The 8,928-nt window shown below is 66.5% G+C and carries 6 protein-coding genes and 1 pseudogene; 3 read left to right on the top strand and 4 right to left on the bottom strand.

What is annotated here, in order from left to right; translation table 11 throughout:
* Window positions 1-357 (top strand): annotated as a pseudogene (locus K728_RS21975) (hypothetical protein); the annotation flags it as partial.
* A complete protein-coding gene (locus K728_RS0112705) occupies window positions 354-941 on the top strand; it encodes a hypothetical protein (protein WP_024476958.1) in 588 nt (195 codons plus the stop codon). The pseudogene K728_RS21975 and the gene K728_RS0112705, both read left to right, overlap by 4 nt.
* Window positions 942-962: 21 nt before the next feature.
* Here the strand turns inward: K728_RS0112705 and K728_RS0112700 are convergent, their stop codons facing one another.
* The 3 genes from K728_RS0112700 to K728_RS0112690 all read right to left on the bottom strand — a co-directional run bounded on the left by K728_RS0112700 (window position 963) and on the right by K728_RS0112690 (window position 5,314).
* Complete coding sequence (locus K728_RS0112700; RefSeq protein WP_024476957.1) at window positions 963-2,759, bottom strand: acetyl/propionyl/methylcrotonyl-CoA carboxylase subunit alpha; 1,797 nt, start codon at window positions 2,757-2,759, stop codon at window positions 963-965.
* Window positions 2,760-2,894: 135 nt separating this feature from the next.
* The gene (locus tag K728_RS0112695; RefSeq protein WP_024476956.1) at window positions 2,895-3,521 is read right to left on the bottom strand and encodes a Maf family protein; all 627 of its coding nucleotides are present in this window, start codon (window positions 3,519-3,521) and stop codon (window positions 2,895-2,897) included.
* 74 nt (window positions 3,522-3,595) lie between these two features.
* Window positions 3,596-5,314, bottom strand: a complete 1,719-nt coding sequence (locus tag K728_RS0112690) for a DUF885 domain-containing protein (protein WP_443110983.1) — start codon at window positions 5,312-5,314, stop codon at window positions 3,596-3,598.
* 156 nt (window positions 5,315-5,470) lie between these two features.
* Here K728_RS0112690 and K728_RS0112685 point away from each other — a divergent pair, with 156 nt between their 5' ends.
* Entirely contained in the window at window positions 5,471-6,730 is a 1,260-nt protein-coding gene (locus K728_RS0112685) for a serpin family protein (protein WP_024476954.1), read from the top strand.
* A gap of 16 nt (window positions 6,731-6,746) precedes the next feature.
* On the opposite strand, the gene K728_RS0112680 is transcribed toward K728_RS0112685, so the two are convergent.
* Complete coding sequence (locus tag K728_RS0112680) at window positions 6,747-8,837, bottom strand: acyltransferase family protein (protein WP_024476953.1); 2,091 nt, start codon at window positions 8,835-8,837, stop codon at window positions 6,747-6,749.
* Window positions 8,838-8,928 lie beyond the last annotated feature (91 nt).

The following is an 8,928-nucleotide window of genomic DNA, read 5'->3' as shown; positions in this document are numbered from 1 at the left end:
GCTCCGGCCGCGACTGAGGTGCAGCAGGCTAGTGCGTCCCCGGGTGCCGACCAGGCAGCGTCCCGGCCCGCGACCCGGACTGCGAACCCGCCTGAGACCCGGCCTGAGACCCGGCCTCGGCCGGCGACCCCGAATGCTGCCCCGGCGGCGGCGCGACCCGCTGGTGCCAGCCGTCGACCGGGCCGACGGCGCCCATGGCTGATCGGCGTGTTTGCTGCTATCGCTGTGCTTGCCCTCGGCGTGGCAGCGGTGGTGGGTCTGAATCTGGCTGGGCAGGAGACCGTCGAAGAGCTACCGGCGGTGCCGGGCACCACTGGTGAATTGCTCCAGGAACTCTACGAAAGGGTGCAACCATGAGCCGGCGAGGATATCAGTGGGCAGCAGGCGCGTCCCTCGGCGTCGCCCTGCTCCTGGCGGGGTGCGGCGCTCCCGAGCTGGAGTCGGAGACGGCCGCCGCCTTCCAGGCCTCAGTGCGTGACATTGCGACGGCCGCTGCCGCCGGCGACCAGGCCGGCGCCACCCAGTTGGCCCTCGATCTCAGTCAGGCGGTCACCGTGGCGCAGGGGCAGGGCACCGTCAGCTCCGACCGCGCGGCGCAGATCACGTCAACTATCGATGAGTTGCTCCTTGCGATCACGGCCGAGGTTGGGCCAGCGGATCCCGCAGCGCCCACAGCACCCACAGCGCCTGCAGCGCCCGTTCCGGAGCCCACCACAAACACGCCGTCGCCTTTACCCGAAACCCCGGCTGAAACGCCCGTCCCGCCGGCGAGTCCTCCATCGGGTGGCGACGATGAGGAGGAGAACGGGGACGACGCCGGTAGTGAGGATGACAAGGCGCAGCGGGAGGCTGAGCGGGAGCTTGAAAAACAGCAGCGTGAGCAGGAGAAGCTGGAGAAAGAGGCTGAACGAGAACAGGGACAGCCCGAAGACGACGGGTAGCCCAGCTCGAGCGTGCGGCGGCTAGTCGGAGATCGCGGCGATGACCGCTCCGGCGGCCACCGTGTCGCCTGGCGAAGCACTCAATCCGGAGAGGGTGCCGGACCTGTGGGCGGTCAAGGGTTGCTCCATCTTCATGGCCTCAAGCACCACGATCAGGTCACCCTCCGCGACGAGGTCGCCGTCGGACACAGCCACCTTCACGATGGTGCCCTGCATGGGGGAGGTGAGGTCATCTCCGTCGGCCGCCGACGCCGAACCACCGCGGGCACGCAGCGCCTTCTTGGGCTTCCCGGCAGGGGACTGCCGGCCGGTACCGCCCAGCCCTGCGGGCAGGACGACCTCGAGGCGTTTGCCAGCCACCTCGACGGTGATCCGCTGGCGGGGGGCGTCGTCGTCGGACGCTGGATCGGCTGATTCCCCGGCGGACCACGGAGCAATGGTGTTGTCGAATTCGGTTTCGATCCAGCGGGTGTGAACCGTGAACGGCCCCTCGGTGGGCGCGAAGGCTGGGTCGGCGACGACGGCGGCGTGGAACGGGAGCACCGTCGGCATGCCGGTGACCTGCATCTCCGAGAGGGCGCGCCGTGCACGCTGCAGGGCCTGGGTGCGGGTGGCCCCGGTGACAATGAGCTTCGCCAGCATGGAGTCGAAGTTGCCGCCGATCACCTCACCGGCCTCGATGCCTGAATCCACCCGGATGCCGGGCCCGGTGGGGAGGGTGAGGGTCTGGACCGTGCCGGGGGCGGGCATGAAGTTCCGGCCCGCGTCCTCGCCGTTGATACGGAACTCGAAGGAGTGGCCGCGGACCTCGGGGTCGCCGTAGCCGAGGGCTTCGCCGCGGGCGAGCCGGAACTGCTCCCGGACCAGGTCGATGCCGGTGACTTCCTCGGAGACGGGGTGCTCCACCTGGAGCCGGGTATTGACCTCAAGGAAGGAGATGGTGCCGTCCTGGCCCACCAGGAACTCGCACGTCCCGGCGCCCTGGTAGCCGGCTTCCCGAAGGATGGCCTTGGACGCCTCGTAGAGCCGGCGGTTCTGGTCCGCGCTCAGGAACGGTGCGGGCGCTTCTTCGACCAGCTTCTGGTTGCGGCGCTGCAGCGAGCAGTCGCGGGTGGAGACGACGACGACGTTCCCGTGGGCGTCGGCGAGGCACTGGGTTTCGACATGGCGGGGTGCGTCGAGGAACCGTTCGACGAAGCACTCGCCGCGGCCGAAGGCTGCGGTGGCTTCGCGGACTGCTGAATCGTAGGCTTCGGGAATGTCAGCAGCGTCGCGGACCACCTTGATGCCGCGGCCACCGCCGCCGAATGCCGCCTTGATCGCCAGGGGGAGTCCAAACTCGCTGGCGAAATCCTGGACTTCACGAACGGATTCAACCGGGTCCTTGGTGCCCGGCACCAGGGGTGCGCCGACCTTCTCGGCGATGTGGCGGGCTTTGACCTTGTCGCCGAGCTGGGAGATGGCGTCGGGGGAGGGCCCAATCCAGGTGATGCCAGCGTCGATCACCTGCCGGGCGAAGTCGGCGTTCTCGGAAAGGAAGCCGTAGCCGGGGTGGATGGCGTCAGCGCCGCTGCGTTGGGCTGCTTCGAGGATCCGGTCCATCACCAGGTAGGACTCGGCCGCGGTGCTGCCACCCAGGCCATACGCTTCATCGGCAAGGCGGACGTGCAGTGCATCCCTGTCAGGGTCGGCGTAAACGGCAACCGAAATCAGGCCCTCATCGCGGGCCGCGCGGATGATGCGCACGGCAATCTCGCCGCGGTTGGCGATCAGGACCTTGGAAACGGGGTTTACTGCAGCGGAAAAGGACTCGCTCATGGTGTGGTCTGGCTCCTTCGTATCTGTTCGGAGCCTAGCGCCATATTGTTGTCTTTGCCCATAATCCATGCGGATAGCGCGTGTGGCGGGTGGTTTCTTTGTAGGGATGCTACAAAGGGTCCCGGGGTTACCCGGTTAAACCCAGAAGTCCATCACCGTCAGGTTTGCCGACGCCAGCAGCCCCCGCAGGGTTGAGACGCTGAGCCCGATGACCGCGTGCGGATCGCCGTCAACCCGGGTGATGAATGCTCCACCCAGTCCGTCGATGGTGAAGGACCCGGCCACCTGCAGGGGCTCGCCAGTAGCCACGTAGGCGTCGATCTCGTCGTCGGTCAGCTGCGCGAAATGCACCGACGCAGAGGCGACGGCGCCCACGGTGGCACCCGATCCGCCGTCGGATACGTCACGCGTGTCAACGAGCCAGTGCCCGGTGTGCAGGACACCAAAGGATCCGCTCATGCGCCGGATCCGGGCGCGGGCAATCTCTGGTTCCCACGGTTTGCCGTGTGCTTCGCCGTCGAACTCGAAGATCGAGTCGCAACCAATCACCAGCGCACCCTCGGAACCGTCGGCTGACGCGACCGCCTCGGCCTTGGCCCGCGCCAGGAGGAGGGAGGTATCGAACGCATCGAGCGGACCGTACTGCGCGGCGACGGCGTCCTCGTCCACAGCGGAGACCAGCACCGAGTGGCTGATCCCGGCGTCGGTCAGGACTTTGGTGCGGGCGGGGGACGCTGAAGCGAGAATCAGGTGGGAGGTCATAGTTCAGCCTAGACACTTCCGCGCGGCGCCCCCAACCGCGCTCCGGTGGGCAACCCGGATCGACCCGGGGTCGCCTAGCCGACCAAAGCCCGGCGCAGCGTGTCCAGCCCGACCGACCCCAGGTTCAGGGAACGGGTGTGGAAGCTGCGCAGGTCAAACGCTGAGCCTTCGCGTTCCTTGACCTCGTCGCGGATCTGCTCCCACAGCCGCTGCCCGATCTTGTAGGACGGAGCCTGCCCGGGCCAGCCCAGGTACCGGTTGAACTCGAAGTCCAGGGAACCCTCGCTGATGGCGATGTTCCGTTTGAGGAATTCGTATCCCTTGTCGGGGGTCCAGGTGCCGGTGCCCCAGCGCTCGGGAACCTCCAGTTCCAGGTGGACCCCGATGTCGAACACCACGCGCGCCGCCCGCATCCGCTGCGCGTCGAGCATGCCCAGCCGTTCGCTGGGATGGTTGAGGTATCCCAGCTCCTGCATCAGCCGCTCGGCGTACAGTGCCCAGCCCTCACCGTGGCCGGAGACCCACACGGCATTGCGTCGCCAGTTGTTGAGGAGCCCGCGCTGCATGGTCGCCGTGGCAATCTGCAGGTGGTGGCCCGGAACGCCCTCGTGGTAAACGGTGGTGGTTTCCTTCCAGGTGGTGAAGGAGTCCTCACCCTCGGGGACTGACCACCACATGCGGCCCGGTCGGGAGAAGTCGTCGCTGGGTCCCGTGTAGTAGATGACTCCCTCATGGGTGGGCGCGATCCGGCATTCAATGGTGCGCATGATGGCGGGAATGTCGAAGTGGACCCCCGCCAGCTCGGCGACCGCCTTATCCGAGAGCTGCTGCATCCATGACTGCAGGGCATCGGCACCCTGCAACTGCAGCTCGGGGGACTCGTCGAGGAGCTTCATCGCCTCTTCGATGGACGCCCCCGGCTTGATTTCGTGGGCGACCGCTTCCTGCTCGGCGATCACCCGGTCCAGCTCTTCGACTCCCCACTGGTACGTCTCCTCGAGGTCGACGACGGCGCCCAGGAACCGGCGCGACATCAGGGCATAGTGCTCCCGCCCAACCGCGTCCTTGGCTGGGGCGACCGGCAGGAGTTCCTCCTGCAGGAAAGCGCCCAGCCGCTGGTACGCGGCTCGAGCCGCAGCCGACCCCGCCACCAGGTCCTGACGTAGCTGCGCCGGCAACTCGCCGTCGTCAATGGACGCGTTCGAGACGAAGTCGTCAAAGAAGCCGCCATCCTGGGCGTACTTGGTGGTCTGGTCGATCACAATCCTGATCTGGCGCTCGGCTGCGACGAGGCCGCGATCCTTGCCGGCCCGCAGGGAGACGATGTACCCGGCGAGGGCATCGGGGATGTTGTGCAGACGGCCGGCAATGTGGGCCCACTGGTCGGCGGTGTCGGTGGGCATCAGGTCGAAGATCATCCTGATTTCCTGGGCCGGCGAGGCGAGGTTGTTTAGGTCGGCAAGGTTCATTCCGGTGCCGTGGATTTCCAGTTCCAGCCCGAGGCGCTCCCGCATGGCGTCCAGGGTGACCCGGTCGACGTCGTCGACCGGTTCCAGATCGGTCAGCCGGCCGAGCGTCTCCGTGGTGGCCTCGGCCCAGGCCTCCAGGCCGGCAGGGGAGTAATCGCGGTACTCGGTTTCGTGGCCGGGGAAGCCAAGCTCGGTAGCGAAGCCCGGGTCAAGCTGCAGCAGGGTCTCGGTGTAGGCGTCAGCGACGGCGTCGATGGCTGTCTTTGTCCGGGTGGGAAGCTGCACGGACGGGTGACTGGCTGTGGCGGGAGTCTCATTATTCACAGCACGAGCCTAACCGGTTTGCCGGCGCAGGTGGTTGCTTTGAGCAATATTAGAGGACTGTAACCGGATTGTGTTCTGGGCCGCGGGGTCGGGATTCGGTTGGGGAACTACCGTGGAGAGAGAGCCACCCGTACGTGACCCGAGAAGGCGGACACCATGGCCGGACCCTGCAGGATCGTTGCTACCGCGTGCATAGCGACCGCCGCGCTGACCCTGGGCGCCTGCGGTTCGTCCAGCCCCGAATTGATCGTTGCCGACAACGTCATGCGCGCCGTCGTGCGGGTGGATGCGTACCCGGAGGCTGCCGCCAGCCTGCGCGATTCGTCGTTCCGGCTCGGAGCCGCCATGCTCGCCGCGAACCCCAACGACAACAGTGTCACCAGCCCCGTCAGCGCCCTCTACGCGCTGTCAATGCTGCGTGCGGGCGCGGCGACGACGACGGCCGCCGAGATGGACGAGGTGCTCGGCCTCCCGGCCGCACACCGGGACGAGGCAATGAATGCGCTGCTCGGGTTATGGGAGCAGTACGACGGCGATCCAGGGTCGGTCGACGAGGAGGACCCGCCCACAGCGCCGCTCCTGCATCTTGCTAACGGGATGTTCATCGATCGGGGCCAGCCGGTTGGTGCGGAGTTCCTGGAGACGCTGGCGGTGCAGTACGGATCGGGTGTCTATCAGGTGGATTATTCGGACAGGTCCACGGCCGAGGCCATTAATTCCTGGATCAATGAGAACACCGGGGGCCGGATCGAGGAGGCGCCGGTCGACTATGATCCCGACACCAGGCTCAGCCTGCTCAACACCGTGTATCTGGCGGCGGCGTGGCAGACGCCCTTCGACCCGGCGGAGACGATGCCAGGGCCCTTCACTCTCACCGACGGCGGGGTTGTCGAGACCGACATGATGCGTCAGGTGGCCCTCGCCAACTACGCCTCCGGCGACGGGTGGACTGCATTGGACCTGCCGTACAACGACGGGTTATACCTGCGGCTGGTTCTGCCCGACGAGGGGGAATCTCCAGTGCTGACCGCGAAACAGCTGGCTGAAGTCCGGGTGGGGATGGAGAGCGGCGCACAGGCCGAGGTTGCGCTGGTCCTCCCGAAATGGGATCACACCTACCACCAGGATCTGCTGGCGCTGCTCCGTGGGATGGGGCTCACCGAAACCCTGGGCACCGCCCCCGACTTCGGGCCGATCAGCCCGGGACTCTTCGTCTCGGGCGCGGCGCAGGAAGCCAACATCACCGTCGCTGAGAAAGGCACCATCGCTGCGGCGGTCACCCAGATTGACATGGCCGAATCGGGGCTGTCGATGCCCGACGTCGAACTCGTCCTGGACCGGCCGTTCCAGTACCAGATCATCCACGGGGAGACGGGCATGCCGCTGTTCCTGGGAACGGTGATGGATCCGCGCTAACCTGCCCGCGCCCGCGTTACGGGGCGAAGCCCGACGAACCGGAGGCGCCGAGTGAAAGGAATAGCCTCCGCTCGAACTCGGGCAGCATCGTCTTGATATACGTTTCGCTGAGATGATTGTCGTCCATGTATACGAGGACGTTGCCGATCACCGGCGGACAGGTTCCGTCAGGGCAGATCAGGTCCGTCAGATCGATCGAATGCAGCGACGGGTACCGTGCCGCCAGCTCGGCCACGGGGTCCACCGGCGCCAACTTGGTGTCCACCTGGAACGTGCAGGAGGGGTCATCCTGGCCAGAACTTTCGACACATTCCGGCATGTTGACCGGGAACCGCGGGTTGTCGCGGATCGCGATCAGTTGGGCGCCGCTGGCCATGATCTGCTGTGCCGCCTCCTCGTAGCCGGGCACCAGGCGGTCATCCTCGCGGGTGTGGTGGGACGAGGAGGAGACGGTGAACACCAGATCCGGATCCTGCGCAGCCAGGTAGGCCAGGACGTCGGCGTTCCACTGGTCGCAGTTCTCGACCGGCTCCTTCCCGACCGGCGCGCCGAACGGACACTGCCCCTTGCGGAGCACAACGAGGTCCCAGTTGTTGCGTTTCGCCACCGGTTCGATCGCCGCCACCCACTGTTGCGGATGGGAGGCGCCCACCACCACGGCCAACTTCGCCGGGTTCTCCACCGTCGTCTGATTGCATCCACTCTGCAGCGAACCGAAGGACGAGGCATCGAACTCGCCGGCGCAGGCCTCGTCCAGGGTGACCCATTCGCTGTTGAGTGCGGTCATCATCGGCATCAGCGGGGCGTCGGCGTCACCGAAGGGAACGAACCCTTCGCGCAGCGATGCGGCGCCGGGATTGTTGGCGTTGTCGGCGGCGGCAGTCGCCGCAGTGTGGATCTGCAACTGCCAGACTCCGAGCGGCAGCCCGACGAAGAGGGCGCAGGCGGCGATGACGACGGCGGACCGCCGGCGCTTGCGTGCGGCCCACTTCAGTTGCCGGATCGGCTTGTCGATGAATCGGGTGGTGACCACGGCCCACAACACCGACACGGCGATGATCACCAGACCGGAGAACAGCCCCGCTGACTCGAGGTCCTGATGAATCAGGAAGATCACCAGCAGCGGCCAGTGGATCAGGTAAAGAGCGTAGGACGCGTCGCCCAGCTTCACCAGGGGTTTCCATCCGAGGAACCGGTCCACTCCGAACCGGTGATCCGTTGCGCCGGCCACGATCACCGCAGCTGCCGCGAGCGTGGGCCAGAGAGCGATATAACCGGGGAACTGTTGCTCCACCTGGAGGACGAATCCGACGGCTAGCATCGCCGCTATACCAGCCCAGCCGAGGACCACCCGGCTCAGCATCGGTAGCCGGACGTAGGGCAGCGCTAGCGCTATCAGGGACCCAAGAGCGAATTCCCACAACCGGGTGCGGGTGTCGAAGTAGGCAAACGCCTGGTTCGTTGCGGTCTGCCACACGGAAAAGGCGAGCGACCCGGCGAACACCAGTCCAAAGAGCCCCACCAGGATGCGCCGCGGGCTGACCCGGAACCGGGTGGAGATAATTGCTGCAACGGCGAAGAGGAGAGGCCACAGGATGAAGACCTGGCCCTGGATGGACAGCGACCAGAAGTGCTGGAAGGGGCTCGCGGTGCTGTGATCTGTTGCGTAGTAGTCGACGGAGTTTACGGCGAGCAGCCAGTTTTGGAAGTAGAGCAGCGACGCCCAGGCCTGGTCGAGGAGGTCCGCCCACCGGCCCCGCGGCACGAAGGCCATCACCGCCCCGAGCGTGACAACGATGGTCAGTGCGGCCATTGGCACGAGTCGGCGGAACAGGTTCACCCAGTAACGCAGCAGATCGAGCGGGGTGCCAGTCTCCAGCTTGCGGGTGAACGAGAGAGTGAGGAGGAATGCGGAGATGAGCAGGAAGACGTCGACACCGCCGGAGACTCGCCCCAGCCAGACGTGATAGACCACCACCATGAGCACAGCGAGTGCCCGCAGTCCCTGCACCTCAGGCCGGTAGCCGGGTCGCCGAAGCGAGGCTGGCGTGCCGGAGCGCGCTTCGATGCGCCGCACCGGCACCGTGGAATGATGCCTGCCGGTCATGGTCGTTTCCTCTCAGCCGACAGACTTACCGATCCAGTCTAATCTCTGTCGGCCGGGGGAGCGGCCAGGGTGTCGGTGAGGCTAGCGGACG

The organism is Arthrobacter sp. CAL618 (assembly GCF_000468215.1).
In the GTDB taxonomy this organism is placed as follows: domain Bacteria; phylum Actinomycetota; class Actinomycetes; order Actinomycetales; family Micrococcaceae; genus Arthrobacter_D.
This window is presented reverse-complemented; position numbering and strand designations above follow the sequence as displayed.

What these genes read in the sequence shown, in the direction of transcription:
- K728_RS0112680 (WP_024476953.1), bottom strand. Translation starts at nt 8,837, where the DNA reads ATGACCGGCAGGCATCATTCCACGGTGCCGGTGCGGCGCATCGAAGCG.
- K728_RS0112705 (WP_024476958.1), top strand. Translation starts at nt 354, where the DNA reads ATGAGCCGGCGAGGATATCAGTGGGCAGCAGGCGCGTCCCTCGGCGTC.
- K728_RS0112685 (WP_024476954.1), top strand. Translation starts at nt 5,471, where the DNA reads ATGGCCGGACCCTGCAGGATCGTTGCTACCGCGTGCATAGCGACCGCC.
- K728_RS0112700 (WP_024476957.1), bottom strand. Translation starts at nt 2,759, where the DNA reads ATGAGCGAGTCCTTTTCCGCTGCAGTAAACCCCGTTTCCAAGGTCCTG.
- K728_RS0112695 (WP_024476956.1), bottom strand. Translation starts at nt 3,521, where the DNA reads ATGACCTCCCACCTGATTCTCGCTTCAGCGTCCCCCGCCCGCACCAAA.